Origin of the sequence: Rhodanobacter sp. LX-99, from assembly GCF_018599185.1 — a bacterium.
GTDB lineage: Bacteria > Pseudomonadota > Gammaproteobacteria > Xanthomonadales > Rhodanobacteraceae > Rhodanobacter.
In genome coordinates this window covers 1,020,715-1,043,199 of the sequence record NZ_JAHFVL010000001.1, presented here as the reverse complement: position 1 = coordinate 1,043,199, position 22,485 = coordinate 1,020,715, and the positions used below count along the sequence as shown (strand labels likewise).

20 protein-coding genes are annotated in these 22,485 nt (G+C 66.8%); 17 read left to right on the top strand and 3 right to left on the bottom strand.

From position 1 onward, the window contains the following. The first annotated feature begins 3 nt into the window (after nt 1–3). From KK131_RS05090 to KK131_RS05020, 15 genes are all read left to right on the top strand, one after another. Nucleotides 4–1,236 (top strand): FtsX-like permease family protein, encoded by a 1,233-nt coding sequence (locus tag KK131_RS05090; RefSeq protein WP_214555611.1) that lies wholly within the window; start codon nt 4–6, stop codon nt 1,234–1,236. A gap of 47 nt (nt 1,237–1,283) precedes the next feature. Then, nucleotides 1,284–2,600 carry an ABC transporter permease gene (locus KK131_RS05085; RefSeq protein ID WP_214555610.1) on the top strand — a complete coding sequence of 439 codons (1,317 nt, stop codon included), beginning with the start codon at nt 1,284–1,286 and terminating at the stop codon, nt 2,598–2,600. Between the two features lie 11 nt (nt 2,601–2,611). Beyond that, the gene (locus KK131_RS05080; protein WP_214555609.1) at nt 2,612–3,868 is read left to right on the top strand and encodes an ABC transporter permease; all 1,257 of its coding nucleotides are present in this window, start codon (nt 2,612–2,614) and stop codon (nt 3,866–3,868) included. 90 nt (nt 3,869–3,958) lie between these two features. Continuing rightward, on the top strand, nt 3,959–5,257 hold the full coding sequence (locus tag KK131_RS05075; protein ID WP_214555608.1) for an ABC transporter permease: 1,299 nt from the start codon (nt 3,959–3,961) through the stop codon (nt 5,255–5,257). 1 nt (nt 5,258) lies between these two features. Next, the gene (locus KK131_RS05070) at nt 5,259–6,482 is read left to right on the top strand and encodes an FtsX-like permease family protein (RefSeq protein WP_214555607.1); all 1,224 of its coding nucleotides are present in this window, start codon (nt 5,259–5,261) and stop codon (nt 6,480–6,482) included. 63 nt (nt 6,483–6,545) lie between these two features. Continuing rightward, nucleotides 6,546–7,850 carry an ABC transporter permease gene (locus KK131_RS05065; RefSeq protein WP_214555606.1) on the top strand — a complete coding sequence of 435 codons (1,305 nt, stop codon included), beginning with the start codon at nt 6,546–6,548 and terminating at the stop codon, nt 7,848–7,850. A gap of 7 nt (nt 7,851–7,857) precedes the next feature. Next, a complete protein-coding gene (locus KK131_RS05060; protein WP_214555605.1) occupies nt 7,858–9,087 on the top strand; it encodes an FtsX-like permease family protein in 1,230 nt (409 codons plus the stop codon). Nucleotides 9,088–9,140: 53 nt separating this feature from the next. Beyond that, nucleotides 9,141–10,457: an ABC transporter permease gene (locus tag KK131_RS05055; protein WP_214555604.1), complete on the top strand. Its 1,317-nt coding sequence runs from the start codon at nt 9,141–9,143 to the stop codon at nt 10,455–10,457. 69 nt (nt 10,458–10,526) lie between these two features. Continuing rightward, nucleotides 10,527–11,732: an FtsX-like permease family protein gene (locus KK131_RS05050; protein ID WP_214555603.1), complete on the top strand. Its 1,206-nt coding sequence runs from the start codon at nt 10,527–10,529 to the stop codon at nt 11,730–11,732. Nucleotides 11,733–11,820: 88 nt separating this feature from the next. Further along, nucleotides 11,821–13,161, top strand: coding sequence for a sigma-54 dependent transcriptional regulator (locus KK131_RS05045; protein WP_214555602.1), 1,341 nt, complete (start codon nt 11,821–11,823; stop codon nt 13,159–13,161). Nucleotides 13,162–13,239: 78 nt separating this feature from the next. After that, on the top strand, nt 13,240–13,566 hold the full coding sequence (locus KK131_RS05040) for a hypothetical protein (protein WP_214555601.1): 327 nt from the start codon (nt 13,240–13,242) through the stop codon (nt 13,564–13,566). Between the two features lie 304 nt (nt 13,567–13,870). Beyond that, nucleotides 13,871–15,256 carry an ATP-binding protein gene (locus KK131_RS05035; RefSeq protein ID WP_214555600.1) on the top strand — a complete coding sequence of 462 codons (1,386 nt, stop codon included), beginning with the start codon at nt 13,871–13,873 and terminating at the stop codon, nt 15,254–15,256. 60 nt (nt 15,257–15,316) lie between these two features. After that, nucleotides 15,317–16,261 (top strand): SPFH domain-containing protein, encoded by a 945-nt coding sequence (locus KK131_RS05030; RefSeq protein WP_214555599.1) that lies wholly within the window; start codon nt 15,317–15,319, stop codon nt 16,259–16,261. Between the two features lie 10 nt (nt 16,262–16,271). Continuing rightward, the gene (locus KK131_RS05025; protein WP_214555598.1) at nt 16,272–16,718 is read left to right on the top strand and encodes an NfeD family protein; all 447 of its coding nucleotides are present in this window, start codon (nt 16,272–16,274) and stop codon (nt 16,716–16,718) included. After that, nucleotides 16,715–17,995 carry a threonine/serine exporter family protein gene (locus tag KK131_RS05020; protein WP_214555597.1) on the top strand — a complete coding sequence of 427 codons (1,281 nt, stop codon included), beginning with the start codon at nt 16,715–16,717 and terminating at the stop codon, nt 17,993–17,995. The genes KK131_RS05025 and KK131_RS05020 overlap by 4 nt, the downstream gene beginning before the upstream one ends. 277 nt (nt 17,996–18,272) lie before the next feature. On the opposite strand, the gene KK131_RS05015 is transcribed toward KK131_RS05020, so the two are convergent. From KK131_RS05015 to KK131_RS05005, 3 genes are all read right to left on the bottom strand, one after another. Then, nucleotides 18,273–18,596, bottom strand: coding sequence for an H-NS histone family protein (locus KK131_RS05015; RefSeq protein WP_214555596.1), 324 nt, complete (start codon nt 18,594–18,596; stop codon nt 18,273–18,275). Between the two features lie 280 nt (nt 18,597–18,876). After that, nucleotides 18,877–20,574, bottom strand: coding sequence for a proline--tRNA ligase (locus tag KK131_RS05010; protein WP_214555595.1), 1,698 nt, complete (start codon nt 20,572–20,574; stop codon nt 18,877–18,879). Nucleotides 20,575–20,670: 96 nt separating this feature from the next. Then, nucleotides 20,671–21,093: a DUF4124 domain-containing protein gene (locus KK131_RS05005; RefSeq protein ID WP_250887056.1), complete on the bottom strand. Its 423-nt coding sequence runs from the start codon at nt 21,091–21,093 to the stop codon at nt 20,671–20,673. A gap of 110 nt (nt 21,094–21,203) precedes the next feature. On the opposite strand from KK131_RS05005, the gene KK131_RS05000 reads away from it, so the two are divergent. Together KK131_RS05000 and KK131_RS04995 are read left to right on the top strand one after the other, a co-directional pair. Beyond that, the gene (locus KK131_RS05000; RefSeq protein ID WP_214555593.1) at nt 21,204–21,986 is read left to right on the top strand and encodes a phosphatidylcholine/phosphatidylserine synthase; all 783 of its coding nucleotides are present in this window, start codon (nt 21,204–21,206) and stop codon (nt 21,984–21,986) included. After that, nucleotides 21,983–22,480, top strand: coding sequence for a hypothetical protein (locus KK131_RS04995; RefSeq protein ID WP_214555592.1), 498 nt, complete (start codon nt 21,983–21,985; stop codon nt 22,478–22,480). Before KK131_RS05000 ends, KK131_RS04995 begins: the two co-directional genes overlap by 4 nt. Nucleotides 22,481–22,485 lie beyond the last annotated feature (5 nt).

The window sequence follows — 22,485 nt, the reverse complement described above, 5'->3', positions numbered from 1 at the left end:
ACCATGCAGATCAAACCCATCCTCACCGCGATGCGCCACCACAAGGCCGGCACCGTGCTGATCGCGCTGCAGATCGCACTGACCCTGGCGATCGTCTGCAATGCGCTGTTCATCATCCAGCAGCGTACGGCGCGGATGTCGCGCCCCAGCGGCGTGGATGAAGCCAACCTGTTCGTGATCCGCAGCGACTGGACCGACAAGTCCGACGCGCAGCGCATCGACGCGCAGATGCAGGCGGACCTGATCGCGCTGCGCCAGCTCGGCAGCGTGCAGGACGCCGCGCCGACCAACAGTTTTCCGCTGCGCGGAAGTGGCTGGGACAACTTCATCAAGCTGCAGCCCGACCAGGTCAAGATGACCACCGACGCGGCGATGTTCTTTTCCGACGACCACACCCTGGCCACGCTGGGCACGCACCTGATCGCGGGGCGCAATTTCACCGCCAGCGAAATCGGTGCGCAGCGACCGCGCGACGCGATGCATGCCGCGCAGGTGATCATCAGCAAGGATCTGGCGCGGCGGCTGTATCCCGATGGCTCGGTGCTGGGCAAGACCATCTATGTGTCGATGGGGCGGGGGCCAGCCACCGTCATCGGCATCACTGACACCTTGCAGGCGCACATGATCAGCAGCTGGGCCAACGCGTACGCGTACAACGCCGTGCTGGTGCCGGCGCGGCTGCTGAACGACTACACGTACTACCTCGTGCGCGCGCGACCGGGCCAGCTCGACGCCGCCATGCGCGATGCGCCGAAGGCCCTGTATGCGCAAAGCCGCATGCGCATCATCGACCGCAAGGATGGCGTGATGAGTTTTGCCCAGGTGCGCCAGCGTGCCTACGAACGCGACCTAGGCATGGCGATCCTGATGGGCATCATCAGCGTGGTGCTGCTGGCGATCACCGCCGCCGGCATCGTCGGGCTGACCAGCTTCTGGGTCGGCCAGCGGCGCAAGCAGATCGGCGTGCGCCGCGCGCTGGGGGCCACTCGCGGCGACATCCTGCATTACTTCCTCACCGAGAACCTGTTGATCGGCTTCGGCGGGGTACTGGTCGGGGCGGTGCTGGCGATCGGCATCAACCTGTGGATGGTCACCCAGTTTGAAATGGCGCGACTGTCGCTGGTCTATGTGGTGAGCGGCGTGGTCGTGCTGTTGTTGCTTGGCCAAGGCGCGGTGCTGGGACCGGCACTGCGCGCTTCACGCGTGTCGCCGGTGGAGGCGACACGTTCGGTGTGACGAATACCGCCTCTCCCGCCAGGGAGAGGCCAACTCTGGAGATGCGCATGTTCAGCTACTACCTCGAATTGGCGCTGCGCAGCCTCAGGCGCAGTCCGGGCCTGACCGCGTTGATGGTGCTGGCGATCGGCTTCGGCGTGGCCGCGTCGATGACGACCTGGTCGGTGTTCCGTGCGGTATCGGGCGACCCGATCCCGTGGAAGTCGTCGCAGCTGTTCGTGCCGCAGATCGACAACTGGGGGCCGAACGGCCGCAGCGACGACGGCGAGCCGCCGAACGCGATGAGCTACGCCGACGCGATGGCGCTGATGCGCGACCATCGCGCGAAGCGGCAGTCGGCGATGTACCAGGTCTCGCCGTCGGTGGTGCCGGCGGAGGCCGGCAAGCACCCGCTCAACGTCAGCGGCCATGCGGTATATGGCGAGTTCTTCCCGATGCTGGACGTGCCGTTCAAGTACGGCAGCGGCTGGAGCGAAAGCGATGACACCAATCGTGCGACGGTGGTGGTGATCAGCGCCAAGCTCAACCAGAAGCTGTTCGGCGGCGCCAGCAGCGTGGGCAAGACCGTCAACATCGAGGGCAAGGATTACCGCGTGGTCGGCGTGCTCGATGACTGGAACCCGCAGCCGCGCTTCTACGACGTGGTCAACACCGGCGGTTTCTCGACCACCGGCGACGACGTGTTCCTGCCGTTCCTCACGGCCATCCAGACGTCCATGCCGAACGACGGCAACACGAACTGCAATGCGGTGCCCGAGGAGTCGGGTTTCGTCGGCCTGCAGCATTCCGAGTGCGTGTGGATCGCCTACATGGCCGAGCTGGACGGTGCCGCGGCGGCGACTTCCTATCGCAATTACCTCAACGACTACTCGCGCGAACAGCAGCAGGCCGGGCGTTTCCGCTGGGCGCCGAACAGCCGCCTGCGCGATCTGCCGGCATGGCTGGACAACCAGCACGTGGTGCCCAGCGATACCAAGGTGTCGTTGCTGGTGGCGCTGGGGTTGCTGCTGGTGTGCCTGGTGAACACGGTGGGCCTGCTGCTGGCGAAGTTCCTGCGCCGCAGCGGCGAGATCGGCGTACGTCGCGCGCTGGGCGCGCAGCGCGCCGCGATCTACGCACAGTTCCTCACCGAGGCCGGCATCGTCGGCCTGGCGGGTGGCGTACTGGGCCTGTTGCTCACCGGGGCGGGCGTGGCCAGCGTGGGCTGGGTGCTGCCCAGGGACATCGCCGCGCTGGCGCGGGTGGACGTGTCGCTGCTGCTGCTCACCCTGCTTGTGGCCGTGGTCGCCACGATGCTGGCCGGCCTGTATCCGACCTTCCGTGCCTCGCGCGTGCAGCCCGCATGGCAGTTGAAGAGCAATTGAGGAGCATGAACATGACACTGCATCCCATTCTTGCCGCACTGCGCAAGCACAAGGCGGGCACCGTACTGATCGCGTTGCAGATCGCGCTGACGCTGGCGATCGTGTGCAATGCGGTCTTCATCATCGGCCAGCGCATCGACCGCGTGAACCGCACCACCGGGCTGGACGAGGGCGACCTGTTTTTGGTCAGCCAGCAATGGGTGGGCGCGCCCAACGCCGACAGCACCGATGGCGTGGAGAAACTGGACGCCATGCAGCGCGAGGACCTCGCTGCCCTGCGCCAGCTGCCGGACGTGGCTTCGGTGGCGCCGATCAACTCGCTGCCCTTGCTCAACTCCTCCTGGACCGGTTCGGTTTCGCACAAGCCGGGCGCCCAGCTGGGCGGCAAGGGCAATACCCGTACGGCGTACTACTTCACCGACGAGCAGATGCTGTCCACATTGGGAGTGCGCCTGGTGGCTGGCCGCGCCTTCAATGCCGGCGACGTGCAGCATCAGGGTTTCCGCGACCGGCGCGATCGCCCGGTCGCCATCATCACCCAGCAGCTGGCGGACAAGCTGTTCCCGAAGGGCGACGCGGTCGGCAAGGTGATGTACACCGACGGCAGCAATGCGCCCACCACCATCATCGGGGTGGTGGCGCGCATGCAGATCCCCGCCACTGGCAGCTGGGGCAACGACTTTGCGTGGTACTCGACGCTGATACCGACCCGGCTGGACGCGAACTTCGCGCGCTATGCCGTGCGCGCCAAGCCCGGCCGGCTGGACGCCGCGATGCGCGCGGTGGCGCCCACGCTGTACAAGGTGAACCCGATGCGCGTGCTCGACGACGATAGCGTCAAGCCGTTCTCCGAGATCCGCGCCAGGGCCTATCGGGCCGACGTGGGCATGGCGATCCTGATGGGCGTGATCTGCCTGATCCTGCTCTGCGTCACCGCCGCCGGCATCGTCGGCCTGACCAGTTTCTGGGTCGGCCAGCGGCATCGGCAGATCGGCGTACGGCGTGCGCTGGGCGCCCGCAAGATCGACATCCTGCGCTACTTCCAGATCGAGAACCTGCTGATCGCCGGCGCCGGCGTGGTGATCGGGGTGTTGCTGTCGCTGGGCCTGAACATGTGGCTGATGAGCCACTACGAGATGACCCGCATCCCGCTGCCGTACGTGCTGACCGGCGTGCTGGCGATGCTGGCGATCGGCCAGGCTGCGGTATTCGCACCGGCGCGGCGCGCCTCCAACGTGCCGCCGGTCGTGGCGACGCGGGCGGCCTGAGCTTTTTTCACGCCCTTCCTTGCTTGTCCCGAAAAGGGATTGCCTTCGGTCGCAGGGGAGGGAGGGGACAAGAACGACGGAGCGCATGGAATGTTCGGCTACTACCTCGATCTGGCACTGCGCAGCCTCAGGCGCAACAAGGCGCTCACTGCACTCATGGTCGTGGCGATCGCGCTGGGCATCGGCGCGTCGATGACGACACTGACCGTGCTGCACGTGCTGTCGGGCGATCCGCTGCCGGACAAGAGCGGCAAGCTGTTCTATCCGCAGCTGGATCCGCAGGACATGGACGGCTACAAGCCCCAGGACGATCCGCCGGCGCAGGTCAGCTGGATCGACGGCATGGCGCTGCTGCACGCCAAGCGCGCCCGCTACCAGGCGTTGATGACCGGCGGCGCCGTGCCGATCCAGCCGGCGCAGTCCTCGATCGATCCGTTCTTCGAGGACGCGCGCTACACCTCTGCCGATTTCTTCCCGATGTTCGAGGTGCCGTTCCTTTACGGACAAGGCTGGAACGCGGCCGACGACGAGGCCGGCGCGCGCGTGGCCGTGCTCACCCGCGAACTCAACGACAAGCTGTTCGGCGGCAAGGACAGCACCGGACAGACGCTGCGCATGGACGACGTGGCGTTCCGCATCGTCGGCGTGCTGGACGCCTGGCGGCCGACACCGCACTTCTACGACCTCAACACCGGCAGCTATTCCTCCGACGAGGGCGTATTCGTGCCGCTGACTACGGCGACGGACCTGAAGTTCGCCCGCAATGGCTCGACCGATTGCTGGGGCAAGGGCTCGGGCGACAACATGAAAATCGCCACCTGCACCTGGCTGCAGTTCTGGGTGCAACTGGACACGCCGGCCGACGCGGCCGCGTACAGCGAGTTCCTGCTGAACTATTCGCGGGAACAGAAAACGCTGGGCCGTTTCCAGCGGCCGGCCAATGTCCGCCTGCCCGACTTGATGGGCTGGCTGGACTACAACAAGGTGGTGCCCAGCGACGTGCACCTGCAGGCATGGCTGGCGTTCGGCTTCCTGCTGGTGTGCCTGGTCAACACGGTCGGGCTGATGCTGGCCAAGTTCCTGCGCCGCTCGGGCGAACTCGGCGTGCGGCGTGCACTCGGTGCTTCGCGTCGTTCGCTGTTTGCGCAGCTCCTGGTCGAAGCCGGTGCGGTCGGCCTGGTCGGTGGCATCGGCGGCCTGCTGCTGGCGCTACTCGGCCTGTGGCTGGTGCGCAGGCAGCCCTCGGATTACGCCGCGCTGGCGCACCTGGATCTGCCGATGCTGCTGGCGACGTTCGTCTCCGCCGTCGTGGCCAGCCTGCTGGCGGGCCTGCTGCCTGCCTGGCGGGCCTGCCTGATTCCGCCCGCGCTGCAACTGAAGAGCAACTGACATGGAACTCGGACCGATCCTCTCTACTTTGCGCCGGCACAAGATCCCCGCACTGCTGCTGATCCTGGAGATCGCGCTGACCTGCGCCATCGTCTGCAATGCCGTGTTCCTGATCAGCCAGCGCCTGGAACGCAACAAGATGGTCAGCGGCGTGGCCGAGCACGAGCTGGTGCAGCTCCAGGTCGCCAACATCGGCAAGCCGGCCAATGCCAAGGCACGCGCGCAGGAAGACCTGGCGCTGCTGCGGCAGGTTCCCGGCGTGACCGCGGCGGCGCTGGTCAACCAGGTGCCGTTCACCAACAGCTCGTCGAACACCAGCATCAAGCTCGACCCGACGCAGAAGCTGCCCACGCTCAATGCCACCATGTACATGGGAGAAAGTCTGATCGGGACCTACGGTGCACGGCTGGTGGCGGGGCGCGATTTCAATGCCGACGAATACATGGACTTCGACGCCATGCGCAGCGATCCCGACCTGCAGAACAAGGTGGGCTCGGTGATCATCACGCAGGCGATGGCGGAACGGTTGTGGCCCGGCGAGAGCGCGCTGGGCAAGAACATCTATCTCGGCGAGACATCGGTACGCGTGATCGGTGTGATGCAGGCGCTGATCCGGCCATCGCTTTTCATGGGCGATGACGCGGCGCAGTGGACGATGGTCTTCCCGCTGCGGATGAGCACCGCCAGCGCCTCGCGCTATGTGCTGCGCACGGCACCGGAACAGCGCGATCGCGTGCTGGAAGGCGCGGCCAAGGTGCTGCGCAAGGCCGATCCGCATCGCATCATCCTCAAGAAGGAGACGCTCGACGACATCCGCAGCGATTTCTTCCGGAACGACCGCGCGATGGCCGGCATCCTGGTCGGCGTCATCGTCGCGCTGCTCGCCGTGACCGCGCTGGGCATCGTCGGCCTGGCCAGCTTCTGGGTGGCGCAGCGCCGTCGCACCATCGGCGTGCGGCGTGCGCTGGGCGCGACCCGCCGCAACATCCTCAACTATTTCCAGACCGAGAACTTCCTGCTCGCCACGATCGGCATCGCTCTGGGCATGGTTCTGGCCTACGGCATCAACCTGTTCCTGATGCTGCACTACGAACTGCCGAGACTGCCGGCCGTCTATTTCCCGGTCGGCGCGATCGTGCTGTGGCTGATCGGGCAGGCGGCGGTGCTCGGTCCGGCGCTGCGCGCCGCGGCGGTGCCACCGGTGGTGGCGACGCGGTCGGTGTGATTGCTGGAAGCCCCTCCCCGAGACGGGTCACGGGGAGGGATTTGAACTCAACGGAGCGCTGTCATGTTTGCCTATTACCTCGACCTGGCCCTGCGCAGTCTCAGGCGCAACAAGGTACTTACCACGCTGATGGTGCTGGCGCTGGCGCTGGGCATCGGCGCCACGATCACCACGCTGACCGTGCTGCGGCTGCTGTCCGGCGATCCGTTGCCGCAGAAGAGCGCGCATCTGTTCTACCCGCAACTCGATCCGAATGCGAAGGACGGCTATATCGTCGGACAGACCAAGCCGGCACCGACGATGACCTACGTCGATGCGATGAACCTTCTGCACGCGCACCGCGCCGTGCGCCAGGCGGCGATGGCGCTGAGCCAGGCGAAGATCCTGCCGCAGCAGGGCGGCAAGCACCCGTTCTTCAGCGACGCGGTGATGACCACGGCGGATTTCTTTGCAATGTTCGATGCGCCGTTCCAGTACGGCGGTGGCTGGACCGCCGCGGACGACGACAGCGGTGCGCAGCTGGTGGTGATCGCCAGCTTTCTCAACGACAAGCTGTTCGGCGGTGCCGACAGCGTGGGCAAGACCATCCGCCTGAACGATCGCGACTTCCGCATCGTGGGCGTGCTGAAACCGTGGGCGCCGCAGCCGCGCTTCTACGCGCAGGACCTGGGTGGCCGCAGTTACGGCGATGGCGATGCCGCGTTCCTGCCGCTGAGGACGGCCCGAGCCATCGACATGGGCCCGCAGGACACCGAATGCTACGCGGCCGTCACCGACATCAAGCATCTGGAAACGGCGCCGTGCATGTGGCTCGGTGTCTGGGTGGAACTGGCTGATGACACCGCCGTGGCGGACTACAGATCCTTCCTGTCCGGCTACGCGCAGCAGCAGATCGCGCAGGGCCGCTTCGAGCGGCCGGAGACGGCACTGCTCGATCTGATGGGATGGCTGCGCGACCAGCAGGTGGTGCCCGACGACGTGCGCCTGCAGGCCGGGCTGGCGTTCGGCTTCCTGCTGATCTGCGTGGTCAATACGGTCGGCCTGCTGCTGGCCAAATGCCTGCGCCGCTCGCAGGAGATCGGCGTGCGCCGCGCGCTGGGTGCCACCCGGCGCGAAATATTCACCCAGTTCATGGTCGAGGCGGCCATCGTCGGCATGGCCGGCGGCGTGCTGGGTCTGCTGTTCGCCGAACTCGGCCTGCTGGGCATCCGTCACCAGCCGGCGGAATACGCCAGCCTCGCCCATCTCGACTTGGGCATGTTCTTTTTCACCTTCGTCGTCGCCCTGGGCGCCAGCCTGATCGCCGGCATCCTGCCGGCCTGGCGCGCCTGCGTGTTGGCGCCGGCCCCGCAACTGAAAGCTGCCTGAGGTGGCCATGGAAATCCGTCCGATCTTCGCCAGCCTGCGCAAGCACCGCATTCCCGCCTGCCTGATCGTGCTGGAAATCGCGCTGGCCTGCGCGGTGCTGTGCAACGCCGTGTTCATGATCAGCCAGCGCGTGTCCGACATCCACCTTGGCAACGCGATCGACGAACCGGGCATCGCCACGGTGGTTCTGCGCGGCACCGACGACAAGCTGGTCGGCAGCGACATTCCGCGCAACCTCGCTGCGCTGCGCGGCATCGCGGGCGTGCAGGCGGTGGCGGTGACCAGCACGCTGCCGCTCAGCCACAACAACTGGGGCTGGAGTTTCGGCCTCGATCCCGACGCCACCATCAGCGACCAGAAGAGCCACAACGTCTCGCTGTACTTCGTCGGCGAAGGCGCCGACCAGGCGCTGGGTTTGCGCCTGCTGCAGGGGCGTTTCTTCAACGGCGACGAATACGCCGGCAGCAAGTTCGACACGGCGCCCCTGCCGGAAACCCATGTGGTCGTCATCACCCAAAGCCTGGCCAAAAAGCTGTGGCCGGGACAGTCGGCGCTGGGCAAGACGCTGTATTCGATGCCGCACTACTACACCGTGATCGGCGTGGTGGCCGATGTGCTGCGCCCGGCGATCGGCACCCACTCCGGGCCGTACACCTACGACAGCACGTATTACCCGCTCAGCGCCGACGGTTCCAAGGGCGTGCTGGCCTACTACCTGATCCGCAGCGCGCCGCAAGACCGCGACCGCATCCTGCGCGAGGCCGAGCAGACGCTGGCCAAGCTCAACCCCGGCGCGGTGACCAAGGGCCAGACCTACAGCGATATCCGCAACAAATATTTCGCCGACATGAGCAGCATGGCGTGGATGCTGGTGCTGGTGTGCGTGGTGATGCTGGCGGTGACGGCGTTCGGCATCGTCGGCCTGACCAGTTTCTGGGTCGGCCAGCGGCGGCGGCAAATCGGCATCCGCCGCGCGGTCGGCGCCACGCGCGGCCACATCATGCAGTACTTCCAGACCGAGAACCTGCTGCTGACCACCGCCGGCGTGGCCATCGGCATGGGGCTGGCCTTCGGCATCAACGTCTATCTGATGCAGCACTACGAAATGTCGCGCATGCCCTGGTACTACCTGCCGGGCGGTGCGCTGTCGCTGTGGCTGCTGGGTCAGGCGTCGGTATTCGGGCCGGCGCAGAAAGCGGCCTCCGTGCCACCCGTGGTGGCGACGCGGTCGGTTTAAGTCCTCTCACCGGTGTTGCCGTGAAAGGACGTTTGAATTCAATGGAGCCGTGCATGTTCACCTACTACCTCGACCTGGCCCTGCGCAGCCTGAAGCGCAACAAGATGCTCACCGCATTGATGGTGATCGCGATTGCGGTCGGCATCGGCGCCAGCATGACCACGCTGACCGTGATGTACCTCCTCTCCGGCGATCCGCTTCCGGGCAAGAGCGGCCACATCTATTACCCGCAGCTGGATCCGGAAACCGGCGCCGACGTACGCAAGGTGCCGCCGGACCTGCTCGACTACATCTCTGCGCACGACCTGTGGCAGTCGGGCAGGGCCGATCGCCAGACCATGGTCATGGACGGCAACATCAAGGTGCAGCCGGGTGGCGGGCAGTCGCCCTTCATGACCACCGTCGTGGGCACCACTTCGGACTTCTTCCCGATGTTCAACGTGCCGTTCCGCTATGGCGGCCCCTGGGTTGCCGCCGACGAGGCGCGCGGGGTGCGCCAGGTGGTGATTTCCGACGTGCTCAACCAGCGCCTGTTCGGCGGTGCCAACAGTGTCGGTCGCAGCATCGTGCTCAACGGAGCCAGCGTGCAGGTGGTCGGTGTGCTCGACCACTGGCGCCCGCGGCCGCGGTTCTACCTGTTGGCTGGTGCGCGCAATTCCGGCGGCAATACCTCTTATTTCTACGGCAAGGTGCACGACGTGTTCCTGCCGCTGCCGACCGGGCTGGCCATCAACGCCGGCAACTTCGGCTGGTACACCTGCTGGGCCAAGCCCGATCCGATGAACCTGCCCACCGCGCCATGCGAGTCGGTGGCGTTGTGGGTGCAACTGGATACGCCGGCCAAGGCCGCGGCTTATAGGGGTTACCTCACCGCCTACGACGCGCAGCAACGCGAGCTCGGCCGCCTGACTCATCCGGCCAATACCCGCATGTTCTCGTTGAGCGAATGGATGGCCTACCAGAACGTCGTGCCGGGCGACGTCAAGTTGCAAACCTGGTTCGCGTTCGGCTTCCTGCTGGTGTGCCTGTTCAACATGGTCGGACTGCTGCTGGCCAAGTTCCTGCGCCGCAGCGGCGAGATCGGCGTGCGTCGCGCGCTGGGCGCCTCGCGCACCGCCATCTTCGAACAGTGCCTGATCGAGGCCGGCATCATCGGGTTGCTCGGCGGTGTGTTCGGCTTCCTGCTGACCGTGCTCGGCCTTTGGCTGGTGCGACAGCAACCGGTGGAGTATGCGGACATCGTTACGCTGAACGTGCCGATGTTCCTGCTCACTTTCGCGCTGGCGATTGTCGCCAGCCTGATTGCCGGCGCCTTTCCGGCGTTGCGAGCCAGCCGGGTTGCGCCGGCTCTTCAGCTCAAGACGCTTTAATGCGCCATTCCTGCGCGTGAAAGCGGCCATCCATGGCCGCACTCCTCACAAGAGCACTGGATATCCATCATGCAAATCCTGCCCATTCTCGCCGCCCTGCGCCGTCACCGCATCGCCGCGTTCCTGATCGGCATGGAGATCGCGCTGGCCTGCGCGATCCTGTGCAATGCACTGTTCCTCATCTCCAACCGTGTCGACATGATGCGCGTCGACAGCGGTGTCGACCAGAATCGCCTGGTCGTGCTGTGGCTGGACGGCATCGACGATACCAATGCCACGGATCTGGCCGCGCGCCTGCGTGCCGGTTTCGCGGGTATCGCCGGCGTGGAGTCGGTCGCCGTCGGCAATGCCGTGCCGTTCACGCAGCGCGCCGGCGAGATGGGCTTCCGCGTGGTCGCCGACGACCCGCACTACACCCAGCAGGGACACTTTTATGTCGGCGGCCCGGAATTTGCCGCCACGCTGGGTCTCAGGCTGGCGCAAGGGCGCTGGTTCAATCCGGACGAATACGGGCCGATGGGCGAATTCCTGCCCGAATCGCCGTCGGTCATGCTTGATGCCGCCTATGCGGAGAAACTGTGGCCAGGCCAGGACCCGCTGGGCAAGATGGTGTACACGGGCGAAAACAGTTATCGCGTGATCGGTACCTACGCTTCGCTGGTGAGGCCGGACCCGAGCCCGGACAGCCAGCACAACACCCTGCTGGTGGCCGGCAATCCCGGTAAGCATCTGGCCGGAGTCTACGTATTGCGCACGACGCCGGAGCAGACCGATCGGGTATTGCGCGATGCGCGCGCGCTGATGGCGCGTGTTGCACCGACCGTGGTCGTCGAGAAGGATTTCAGCGGCACCATGCTGGCGTTGCGGCACGCTTTTTTCGCTGGTGACCGTGCCATGGCTGGCCTGCTGGTCGGCGTGATCGCCGCCCTGCTGCTGGTCACCGCGCTGGGCATCGTCGGCTTGGCCAGCTTCTGGGTGCAGCAGCGGCGCCGGCAGATCGGCATCCGCCGCGCGTTGGGCGCTACCCGCGGCGACATCCTGCATTACTTCCAGACCGAGAACTTCCTGATCGTCAGCGGCGGCATCGTACTTGGCATGCTGCTGGCATTCGCGCTGAATCTCGCGCTGATGACGAATTACGAATTGCCGCGCCTGCCGCTGTACTACCTGCCGGTCGGCGCGCTGCTGCTGTGGGCGTTGGGTCAGCTGGCCGTACTTGGCCCCGCGCTGCGCGCAGCGGCGGTGCCACCGGTGGTGGCGACGCGGTCGGTATGAAAGACGAATCTGCAGGTATACGCATGACCATAGTCATGGCAACCTTTCAGGCCGGAGCGGCATCCATGTCCGCATGTGCAGAAGAAAGATGCGAACCGTACTGATCATCGACGACAACCCGGCCGTGGGCGAGGCGCTGTCGCTGGCGCTTTCGCTCAACGAGATCCGTCCGCTCACCGCGCTGACGCCCGACGAGGGGCTGGCGCTGCTGCAGCGCGAGGCGGTGGACGTGGTGATCCAGGACATGAACTTCACCGCCGACACCACCTCGGGCGAGGAGGGCGTGGCGCTGTTCCGGGCGATCCGCGAGCGGCATCCGGACCTGCCGGTCATCCTGCTCACCGCGTGGACGCACCTGGAGACCGCGGTGGAGCTGGTCAAGGCCGGCGCCGCCGACTACCTGGCCAAGCCGTGGGACGACAACAAGCTGCTGGCCACGGTGGAGAACCTGCTGGAGCTGTCCGAGTCGACCCGCGAGGTGAGCCGCAGCCGCCGTGAGCGGCGCCAGCGGCGCGAGCAGTTGCAACGCAAATATGAACTGGACGGCCTGGTGTTCGCTTCCGAGGCGATGGCGCGCACGCTGGACCTGGCCTGCCAGATCGCCCGCTCCGACGTACCGGTGCTGATCACCGGCCCGAACGGCACCGGCAAGGAGCGCATCGCCGCGATCGTGCACGCGAACTCGGCGGTGAAGCGCGGCCCGTTCGTGGCGGTGAATTGCGGCGCGCTGCCGGGCGAGCTGATCGAGGCCGAGTTGTTCGGCGCCGAGGCCGGCGCGTACACCGGCGCGAACAAGGCGCGCGAAGGCCGCTTCGAGCTGGCCGACGGCGGCACGCTGTTCCTGGACGAGATCGGCAACCTGCCGCTGCCCGGCCAGATGAAGCTGCTGCGCGTGCTGGAGACCGGCCAGTTCGAGCGCCTGGGCTCGGGGAAGACGCGCCAGGCCAAGGTGCGCGTGCTGTCGGCGACGAATGCCGACCTCAAGGCGATGATCCAGGCCGGCACGTTCCGCGAGGACCTGTACTACCGGCTCAACGTGATCGAGGTGAACCTGCCGCCGCTGAGCGAGCGCAACGACGACATCCTGCCGCTGGCCGAATTCTTCCTGGGCGGCCGCGCCGAACTCGGCGACGCCGCGCGCGAGGCGCTGCTGGGTTACCCGTGGCCGGGCAACGTGCGCGAGCTGAAGAACGCGATCGAGCGCGCTGCACTGCTGGCCGACGGCCATCCGATCACTCCCGAGCTGCTGAACCTGCCGCAGCATGCGACGGCCGCCGCGCGCAACCTCGACGAACCCAGCCGCGAGGCGGTGGAGACCGCACTGCACAAGGCCGATGGCGTGGTCAGCCGCGCCGCGCAAAGCCTGGGCCTGTCGCGCCAGGCGCTGTATCGGCGGATGGAGCGCTACGGCCTGGCGAGCACGGCTTGAGCGATCTGTGACGGCGATGCTTGTCCTCGACGGGAAGGCGTAGAAAGATGGCTGCATGTATCCAGCAGGGGAGGCGTCATGCGATATCGCCGGATCATGCTTGTTGCCGCCTGGCTGACGGCCGGCGCGGCCATGGGGCAGGTGCCATCGGGTTCCCGCGAAGGCTGGACGCTGCAGCCCACGGCCACCAGCCCGGCCCGGTATCGGCTCGGTTCGCCGACGGTGCTGGCGGCATCGACGAAAAGCCCGTTCAGGTTCAGCGACGGCAGCGATGGCGGTGTGCTGAACAAGCCGCCGCCGCGTCCGATGGACCGTGCCGCGGTGCTGGGCACCGAGCGCGCCTGGGTGGGTGGACGGCCGCCGCTCGACTGCGCGATGACCCCGATGGACGCCAGGTGCCATTGAGAGGCTGTGAATTTTTCAGCCTCTCGGTCCGGCCACGGCGAGGGCATGGATGCCCGATGTTGAGGCAACGCAGGAGCAGTTGCCCGATGGCCGGGCGCGAATCGGGCACGCACGTGCCTGATTCGCGTGAGCGAGTCCGGACAAATCCGTCAGGAACGGACTTGAACAGCCGCAGGCTGGCCCGCAGGGTGCATGCGATGGATGGCATGCACACATGCGCCGGACTCGCGGCTGAAAAATTGCGCAGGAAGCGCGATTTTTCACAGGCTCAGAGCCGGCTTTCCCCCGTCGATGAGAACAGCCGATGTGGCGTCGCCTGAATTCGCTGCAGGGGCGCCTGACCTTTTTGCTGGCCGTGGCCGGCCTGGCCGGCGCGCTGATCTACGCCGGCGTCACCCAGTGGCCGCTGCCGCAGCTGCTGGTATGGCTGCGCAAGGACCTGGCGCTGTCGATACGCACGCCGATGCAGCTGGGCATCTACGGCGGCCTGCTGGCCAGCGTGATCGTGCTGCTGCCGCTGTCGTTCTGGCTGGCCGGCCGGGTGATGGCGCCGGTGAGCCGCCTGCTGCGTGCGCTGGAGGGCGCGGTGGCCAGTTATCGCGACGGCGATTTCAGCTTCTCGATCGCGGTGGACCGGCGCGACGAGTTGGGCGAGCTGATCCGCATGCACAACGCGCTGGGGCACACCCTGCGCGAACAGCGCCAGCACCTGGTGCAGCGCGAGCTGCTGCTGGACACGGTGGTGCAGAACACCCCGGTGGCGCTGGTGCTGACCGATGCGATCGGCAAGGTGGCCTACGCGAACATTGCTTCGCGGCACCTGTTCAACGAAGGCCGCACCCTGGTCGGGCTGGACTTCGCCGAGTTGCTGACCGAGGCGCCCGAAGCGCTGCGCAAGGCGGTGGAGAGCGGCGAAGACGCGCTGCTCAGCGTGGAGATGGAAGGCAGCGAGGAAACCTTCCACCTGTCGCAGCGCGCGTTCCGGCTGCAGGGCCGGCCGCACCGGCTGCACCTGTTCCGGCGCATGACGCGCGAGCTGTCGCGGCAGGAGGTGGCGACCTGGAAGCGGGTGATCCGGGTGATCAGCCACGAGCTCAACAATTCGCTGGCGCCGATCACTTCGCTGGCGCACTCCGGCGCGGAGCTGGCCCGCCGCGGCCAGGTCGAGCGGCTGCCCGGCGTGTTCGCCACCATCGGCGAACGCGCGCTGCACCTGCACCGCTTCATCGCCGGCTACGCCAGCTTCGCCAAGCTGCCCACGCCGCAGCCGGTGGACATCGAGTGGAAGCCGTTCCTCGACGGCCTGGCGCTGCATTGCCAGTACCGCCTGGCGACGCCGGTGCCGGCGCGGCCGGGACATTTCGATGCGGTGCAGATCGAGCAGGTGCTGATCAACCTGATCAAGAACGCGCACGAGTCGGGCGGGCCGGGCGACGAGGTCACGCTGTCGATCCTGGATGTCGGCAACGAACTGCGCATCGAGGTGGCCGATCGCGGCCCCGGCATGAGCGAGACGGTGCTGGCGCAGGCGCTGCTGCCGTTCTATTCGACCAAGCGTTCCGGCACCGGGCTGGGCCTGGCGCTGGCACGCGAGATCACCGAGGCGCACGGCGGCCGCGTGCTGCTGGCCAACCGCGAAGGCGGCGGCCTCAGGGTCAGCCTGCGCCTGCCGCAACCGGCGGCCCGGTAGCGCTCGAAGCGGCACGGGCTCGCCTATACTCAGGCCTTCTTCATGGACATGGGGTGGGCAATGGGACAGCTTCTTGCGTTGGTCATCGTGGCCGTCGTCGTCATCGGCGTGGCCAAGCTGGTGCGCATCGTGCCGCAGGGCTACGAGTGGACCGTGGAAACGTTCGGCAAGTACACCCGCACGCTGAGTCCGGGGCTGCATTTCCTGATCCCGATCTACCAGGCGGTAGGGCGCAAGATCAACATGATGGAACAGGTGCTGGACGTGCCCAGCCAGGACGTGATCACCAAGGACAATGCGGTGGTGCGCGTCGATGGCGTGGTGTTCTACCAGGTGCTGGACGCGGCCAAGGCAGCCTACGAGGTGGCCAACCTGGAAGGCGCCGCGCTGGCGCTGATCATGACCAACATCCGCACCGTGCTCGGCTCGATGGACCTGGACGAAAGCCTGAGCCAGCGCGACGCGATCAACGCCAAGCTGCTCGGCGTGGTGGACGAGGCGACTCATCCGTGGGGCGTCAAGGTCAACCGCATCGAGATCAAGGACATCTCGCCGCCGCGCGACCTGGTCGATGCGATGGCGCGGCAGATGAAGGCCGAGCGCGAGAAGCGCGCCAACATCCTCGACGCCGAGGGCTTCCGCCAGGCGGCGATCCTCAAGGCCGAAGGCGAGAAGCAGTCGGTGATCCTGGCCGCCGAAGGCGAGAAGGAAGCCGCGTTTCGCGCCGCCGAAGCGCGCGAGCGCTCAGCCGAGGCCGAGGCGAAGGCGACCACGATGGTGTCCGAGTCGATCGCCGGCGGCAACGTCAACGCCTTGAACTACTTCGTCGCCAACAACTACGTCGAGGCTTTGAAAGAGATGGCCAAGTCGCCGAACCAGAAGATGCTGCTGCTGCCGATCGAGGCCACCGGCATCCTCGGTTCGCTGGCCGGCATCGCCGAGCTGGCGAAGGAGTCGCTCGGCCAGCAGCAGAAGCCGGCCGCCATCCAGCCGCCGCTGCGTTGAGGGCACGACGATGTGGGAGCTCTCGACGCATTACCTGTGGTGGATCCTGGCGCTGCTGCTGATCGCCGGCGAGTTGCTGCTGCCCGGCTATTTCCTGCTCTGGATCGGCCTGGCGGCCGCCGCGATGGGCGTGGTGCTGTGGATCGACCCGACGCTGGGCCTGCTGGCGCAGGCGATCCTGTTCGGCCTGCTCGCGTTTGCCTCGTGCATCGGTTACGCGCGCTGGCTGCGGCCGCGGCTTGAACGCCGCGCGCCCGGCGGCGAACGGCTGAACCGTCGCGCCGAGCAGTTGATCGGCCAACGCTACGAGCTGATCGAGCCGATCGTCAACGGCCGCGGCAAGGCCCGCGTGGGCGACGGCCAGTGGCTGGTCAGCGGACCGGACCTGCCGCTGGGCACCACGGTGGAAGTGGTCGCGGTGGAAGGCGCCACGCTGCGGGTACGCGCGGCGGCATGAGCGCAGGCGACACCATCAGCCAGCAGCAGTTCGCCACCACGGCGTCGGCCACGCGCATCGCGTTCGTGCTGGAACTGGCGCGGCGGCTGCACCAGTACGGCACCTCGGCGCCGCGGCTGGAAATGGCCATTGCCGGCGCGGCGCAGCGGCTGGGGCTGTCCGCCGACGTCTGGTCCAGCCCCACCGCGATCATCATCTCGTTCGCCGACCTGGCCCAGGGCGAGGAAGGCGTGGCGCAGACCACCCAGGTGATGCGGCTGGCGCCGGGCGAGGTGAATCTCGAGCGGCTGTGCGAAGCCGACGACATCGCCGACCGCGCGATCGCCGGCGAGCTGGGCCTGCGCGAGGGCTTCCGCCTGCTGCGCGAACTGGGCCGACCCGACACGCGGCGCGAGAAGATCGGCTCGGTCGCCAGCTACGGCCTGTCCGCAGCCGGCATCGCGGCGCTGTTCCTGCACAGTTCCTGGGTGGACCTGGTGGTGGCCGGCGCGATCGGCGTGATGATCGGCTGGATCACCCTGCTGGCGGCCAGCCGGCCGCGGCTGGCGGTGGCCAGCGACGCGATCTGTGCGCTGGTGGCGACCACGGTGGCGATCGTGGTGAGTGCGTTCGTGGTACCGCTGGCGATCAAGTCGGTGGTGCTGGCCAGCCTGATCATCCTGGTGCCGGGCATGTCGCTGACCAACGCCGTGCGCGAGATTTCCAGTGGACACCTGGTGTCCGGCATGGCGCGCATGGGCGGCGCCATGTCGACCCTGCTCAAGCTCACCTTCGGCACCATCGCGGCGACCCAGCTGTGCGCCGCGGTGGGCATCACGGCCCGCGACTTCGCGCTGCCGGCACTGCCTACCTGGACCGATTACCCGGCCCTGCTGGTCGCGGCGGTCGCGTTCGCCATCCTGTTCCGCGCGGCCCGGCGCGACTGGCCGGTGGTGATCGTGGCGGTGGTGGTGGGCTACCTGGCCACGCGCTGGGGAGGGGCGATTTCCGGCTCGCTGCCGGGCGCGCCGGTGGGCGTGTTCCTGGGCGGGCTGCTGCTGGGCGCGCTGGCGAACGTCTACGCGCGCTTCGCGCATCGCCCCGGCGCGGTCATCCGCGAGCCGGGCATCCTGCTGCTGGTGCCGGGCAGCGTGGGTTTTCGCAGCGTGTCGTTCCTGCTCGAACGCGATACCACGCTGAGCGTGGATACCGGCCTGCTGCTGGTAACCCTGCTGGTGTCGCTGGTGGCGGGACTGATGTTCGGCGACCTGCTGGTTTCCCCCCGCCGCTCCTTATAAAACAAAAGTAGCCGAAGACGTATTCTTCACTGTCACCTTGTCCATCAAGACGACGAACCCGCTCGGCACCTTCGCCCCTTCCCTGCAAGGCAGGGGAGGGTTGGGGAGGGGTTGCTCTTGGCCAAGGCAAGATCAAAAACCACCTCCCCCTGCTTTGTAGGGGAGGAATCAAGCGTGTGCTTGCCCGCTCAAGCGGATGAAGCATTGTCTTGGAACCAACAAAAAAGCGCCGGCATCAAGCCGGCGCTTTTCATTGAAGCGGCTCGCGGAACAGCAATCAGATCGCCAGATCCTTTTCCTTCTTGCCGGCCTTCAACGCGTCATTGAACCAGTGCGGGCGCTTGCCGCGGCCGGACCATGTCTGTGCGGGATTGGCCGGGTTGCGGTATTTCGGCGCGACCGTTCCGGTGCTGCGCTTGGCCTTCCCGCGCGTGCTGCCGAAGATGTCTTCGAAGGTATACCCCTCGGCCTTGATCAAGGCATGCACTTTCTCGCGCAGCTTGACGACCTTTTCCTTGCGCAGTTCATTCTGGCGCACCTGTGCCTTGTTGATCAGGTCATTGAGCTGGTTGTGATTGAGGTTCTTGATATCGACGGCCATGGTGGACTCCCGGGTAAGTATCGAAAATTAAACGGTCTGGCTATGGTCTGGCCATTATTGGGAACAAAGTCGGACGCATTGGAAGTTGTTGCAAAACTGATTCTCGCTGATTTGCGGAATCCTTGTAAAGCGCAGTGCACCGCGTGAAGTGTGCTTTCACATTAAAAATAATTAATAGTGTGATCGGTTTTGAATTAACCAATTTCGCCGGTTTCGTCACGGAAGATGCAAAAACGGCCGCACCGGGCGACCGTTTTTGTTAATGCGGCGACTGACTTGATCAGCCGAGCAGGGCAAACAGTTCTTCTTCGCTGAGTGACCGGCTTTCGCTGTCTTCGCGGGCGCGATATTCCAGGGTGCCCGCGGCCAACCCGCGCTCGCTGACCACGACACGGTGCGGAATGCCGATCAGCTCCATGTCGGCGAACATGCTGCCGGCGCGTACGCCACGATCGTCCAGCAAGGCCTCGATGCCGCGCTGGCTCAGCGCCTGGTACAGCGCCTCGGCGGCCGCGCTGACGGCGGGCGCGTTTTTCGGGTTGATCACGCATACCGCCACGCGCCACGGCGCCATGGCTTCCGGCCAGAGGATGCCGGCTTCGTCGTGACGCTGCTCGATCGCGGCCGCGACGATGCGGCTGACGCCGATGCCGTAGCAGCCCATGGTCATCACCTGCGGCTTGCCGGTTTCGTCCACCACGGTGGCGCCAAGCGTTTCGGCGTACTTCGTGCCCAGCTGGAACACGTGGCCGACCTCGATGCCGCGGGCAAGGTGCAGCACGCCCTTGCCGTCGGGGGAAAGGTCGCCCTCGACCACGTTGCGCAGGTCGGCGACGCGGGTGATGCGCGCATCGCGGTCCCAGTTCGCGCCGGTGCAGTGCGTGCGGTCGACATTGCCGCCGCAGACGAAGTCGGCGAGCACGGCCGCGTCGCGGTCGACGATCACCGGGATCGACGCGGGCAGGCCGACCGGGCCGATGAAACCGGGGCGCGTGCCGGTGGCGGCGAGGATTTCCTCCTCGCTGGCGAGCACCGATTCGTCCGGCAGCTCGGCCAGCTTGCCGGCCTTGACCGCGTTGATCTCGTGGTCGCCGCGCAGGCACAGCGCGACCAGGCCGTCGCGACCGCGCACCAGCAGGGTCTTCACGCACTGCTGCGGGCTGACCTGGAGGAAGCCGGCGATGTCGTCGATGGTTTTCTGGGTGGGCGTGTCGACCCGCTGCAGGGCGGCGGCAGGGGCAGGGCGTCCGGCGGCCGGCGCCAGCGCCTCGGCCTTCTCGATATTCGCGGCGTAATCCGAACCGTCGGAAAACACGATGGCATCCTCGCCGGAATCGGCCAGCACCTGGAATTCGTGGCTGGCATTGCCGCCAATGGCGCCGGTATCGGCCTGCACGGCGCGGAAGGTCAGGCCGAGGCGGGTGAAAATGCGCGAATAAGCCTGGTACATCGCCGCGTAGGTCTCGGCCAGCGACTCCTGGGTCAGGTGAAACGAATAGGCGTCCTTCATCAGGAATTCGCGCGCGCGCATCACGCCGAAACGCGGGCGGATCTCGTCGCGGAACTTGGTCTGGATCTGGTAGAAGTTGACTGGCAGCTGCTTGTAGCTTTTCAGCTCGTTGCGGGCAAAGTCGGTGACCACTTCTTCGTGGGTCGGGCCATAGCAGAATTCCTGACCCTTGCGGTCCTTGATTTTCAGCAGCTGGCCGCCGAATTTCTCCCAGCGGCCGGTTTCCTCCCACAGTTCCTTCGGCTGCACCGACGGCATCAGCATTTCGATCGCGCCGGCGCGGTCCATTTCCTCGCGCACGATGTTTTCCACCTTGCGCAGCACGCGCAGGCCCAGCGGGCTCCAGGTGTACAGGCCGGAGGCGAGCTTGCGGATCATGCCGGCGCGCAGCATCAGCTGGTGGCTGGCGATTTCGGCGTCGGCAGGGACTTCCTTGACGGTGGCCAGGTGGAATTGGCTGAGGCGCATGCGGGCGGTTCCGGCGTGGTAAAGACGCCTAGTGTAGCGGCCTGCCGGCGCCGTCGCAGATCACGCCGGCACCGCCCGGCGCATGCAGGCGGTGGATTACCGGGCCTGCTGGCAGAACTGGTCGTATTGCGTCTGCGTCGCGGCGGCCTGCTGCTTGCGCTGGGCGTCGTCGAGCGCGACGGTCTTGCCGTCCTGCTGCATCACCACCGGACCGCCGCCCTGCAGCGCGGTGAGGTTGGCCTTCAGCGTATCGCACATCTTGCTGCGGTTTTCCGGCGTGTCGGCCACCGGTTTGGCGGGCTCGGCCGGGGCGTCCCTGCTTTGCGCCGTTTCGCTGGGCGCGGGTGCGGCCAGCGGTTCCACCGTGCCGGTGGTGGTCACCTTCACGTACTTCGTGCCCTGTGCCGGCGGCGCTTCCGAGTAGTGCACGGTGCCGCTGGCGTCCGTCCATTTGTAGACCTGGGCGGCGGCCAGCGGGGCCAGCAACAGCAGCGCCACGGCAATCAGCGAACGATGCATGGTGTTCTCCATTTCGCAGGGAAATTACGGTTCACCTTGTTATCACTCCGGCGTGCCGGACTCAAGCAGCCGATGGTTTACACTGCGCGCATCCTGTCACGGATTGATTCATGAGCGAGCCATTGCCTGTCCGCCCGCCCCGCCACCGGGGCATCTACCTGCTGCCGAACCTGTTCACCACGGGGGCGATGTTTGCGGGTTTCTACGCGATCATCGCCAGCATCGGCGGCCGTTATACCGAGGCGGCGGTCGCGGTGTTCATCGCCGCGCTGCTGGACGGCATGGACGGCCGCGTGGCGCGGATGACCGGCACCCAGACCGAGTTCGGCGTGCAGTACGACTCGCTGTCCGACCTGGTCAGCTTCGGGCTGGCGCCGGCGCTGGTGATGTATACGTGGTCGCTGTCGACGCTGCGCGATTTCGGCCCGCTGTGGGGCAAGCTGGGCTGGGCCGCCGCGTTCATCTACGCCGCCTGCGCTGCGTTGCGGCTGGCGCGCTTCAATACCCAGGTGGGCGTGGCCGACAAGCGCTATTTCCAGGGGCTGGCCAGCCCGGCGGCGGCGGCGGTGTGCATGTCGTTCGTGTGGAGCGTGGACAAGTTCGGCCTGGCGGGCAGCGATTTCTGCTTCATCACGCCGGTGATCGCGATCGTGGTCGGGCTGCTGATGGTCAGCCGTTTCCGCTATTTCAGTTTCAAGTCGCTGCCGATGGGCGATCGCCAGAGGGTGCCGTTCGTGTGGATGGTGGTCGCGGTGCTGCTGCTGGCCTTGCTGATCCTGGACACGCCGCGCGTGCTGTTCGTCGGCTTCACGCTCTACCTGTTGTCCGGCCCGGTATGGACCATCTGGAGCCTGGCCACGCATCGGCGCCGGGCACGGCGCAGCGCGGCATGAGCGCCCTGCCGCGCCAGCACGTCAGCGCCGACCATCGCGCCCGCGTGTTGCGTGCGCTGGGTGTGACGCCATGGCAGCGGCGTACGGCGCCCGCCGCTGGTGCGGCAGGCGAGCCGGAGCATGCGACCGCCGCGTCGGACATGGCGGCGAACGTCGCCTGCGTGGTGGTGTTGCCGCAGGACTGCAGCACGCGCGAGCTCGACCTGGTCGGCCGCGCCCTGAATGCGTGCGGCGCCGCCCTGGCGCGCGCCGCGCGGGTCACGGTGAGCGGAGGCCAGCTGGCCGCGGGCGCGCCCGCGGCACAGGCCTACCTGGTGTTCGGCGAAGCGCAGGCGCACGCGCTGGGTCGCGCGCTGCCGGCGGCGGTGATGCATCAGGCGCAGATCGTGCTGGCCGACGAGCCGGCGCTGGTGCTGACCAGTGCCGATGCCAAGCGACGGCTGTGGAACGCGCTGCGCAGCGTGCGCCGCGCGCTGGCCGCTGCGGGCGGTTAAGCGTC

What these genes read in the sequence shown, in the direction of transcription:
- KK131_RS05090 (WP_214555611.1), top strand. Translation starts at nt 4, where the DNA reads ATGCAGATCAAACCCATCCTCACCGCGATGCGCCACCACAAGGCCGGC.
- KK131_RS05085 (WP_214555610.1), top strand. Translation starts at nt 1,284, where the DNA reads ATGTTCAGCTACTACCTCGAATTGGCGCTGCGCAGCCTCAGGCGCAGT.
- KK131_RS05080 (WP_214555609.1), top strand. Translation starts at nt 2,612, where the DNA reads ATGACACTGCATCCCATTCTTGCCGCACTGCGCAAGCACAAGGCGGGC.
- KK131_RS05075 (WP_214555608.1), top strand. Translation starts at nt 3,959, where the DNA reads ATGTTCGGCTACTACCTCGATCTGGCACTGCGCAGCCTCAGGCGCAAC.
- KK131_RS05070 (WP_214555607.1), top strand. Translation starts at nt 5,259, where the DNA reads ATGGAACTCGGACCGATCCTCTCTACTTTGCGCCGGCACAAGATCCCC.
- KK131_RS05065 (WP_214555606.1), top strand. Translation starts at nt 6,546, where the DNA reads ATGTTTGCCTATTACCTCGACCTGGCCCTGCGCAGTCTCAGGCGCAAC.
- KK131_RS05060 (WP_214555605.1), top strand. Translation starts at nt 7,858, where the DNA reads ATGGAAATCCGTCCGATCTTCGCCAGCCTGCGCAAGCACCGCATTCCC.
- KK131_RS05055 (WP_214555604.1), top strand. Translation starts at nt 9,141, where the DNA reads ATGTTCACCTACTACCTCGACCTGGCCCTGCGCAGCCTGAAGCGCAAC.
- KK131_RS05050 (WP_214555603.1), top strand. Translation starts at nt 10,527, where the DNA reads ATGCAAATCCTGCCCATTCTCGCCGCCCTGCGCCGTCACCGCATCGCC.
- KK131_RS05045 (WP_214555602.1), top strand. Translation starts at nt 11,821, where the DNA reads ATGCGAACCGTACTGATCATCGACGACAACCCGGCCGTGGGCGAGGCG.
- KK131_RS05040 (WP_214555601.1), top strand. Translation starts at nt 13,240, where the DNA reads ATGCGATATCGCCGGATCATGCTTGTTGCCGCCTGGCTGACGGCCGGC.
- KK131_RS05035 (WP_214555600.1), top strand. Translation starts at nt 13,871, where the DNA reads ATGTGGCGTCGCCTGAATTCGCTGCAGGGGCGCCTGACCTTTTTGCTG.
- KK131_RS05030 (WP_214555599.1), top strand. Translation starts at nt 15,317, where the DNA reads ATGGGACAGCTTCTTGCGTTGGTCATCGTGGCCGTCGTCGTCATCGGC.
- KK131_RS05025 (WP_214555598.1), top strand. Translation starts at nt 16,272, where the DNA reads ATGTGGGAGCTCTCGACGCATTACCTGTGGTGGATCCTGGCGCTGCTG.
- KK131_RS05020 (WP_214555597.1), top strand. Translation starts at nt 16,715, where the DNA reads ATGAGCGCAGGCGACACCATCAGCCAGCAGCAGTTCGCCACCACGGCG.
- KK131_RS05015 (WP_214555596.1), bottom strand. Translation starts at nt 18,596, where the DNA reads ATGGCCGTCGATATCAAGAACCTCAATCACAACCAGCTCAATGACCTG.
- KK131_RS05010 (WP_214555595.1), bottom strand. Translation starts at nt 20,574, where the DNA reads ATGCGCCTCAGCCAATTCCACCTGGCCACCGTCAAGGAAGTCCCTGCC.
- KK131_RS05005 (WP_250887056.1), bottom strand. Translation starts at nt 21,093, where the DNA reads ATGCATCGTTCGCTGATTGCCGTGGCGCTGCTGTTGCTGGCCCCGCTG.
- KK131_RS05000 (WP_214555593.1), top strand. Translation starts at nt 21,204, where the DNA reads ATGAGCGAGCCATTGCCTGTCCGCCCGCCCCGCCACCGGGGCATCTAC.
- KK131_RS04995 (WP_214555592.1), top strand. Translation starts at nt 21,983, where the DNA reads ATGAGCGCCCTGCCGCGCCAGCACGTCAGCGCCGACCATCGCGCCCGC.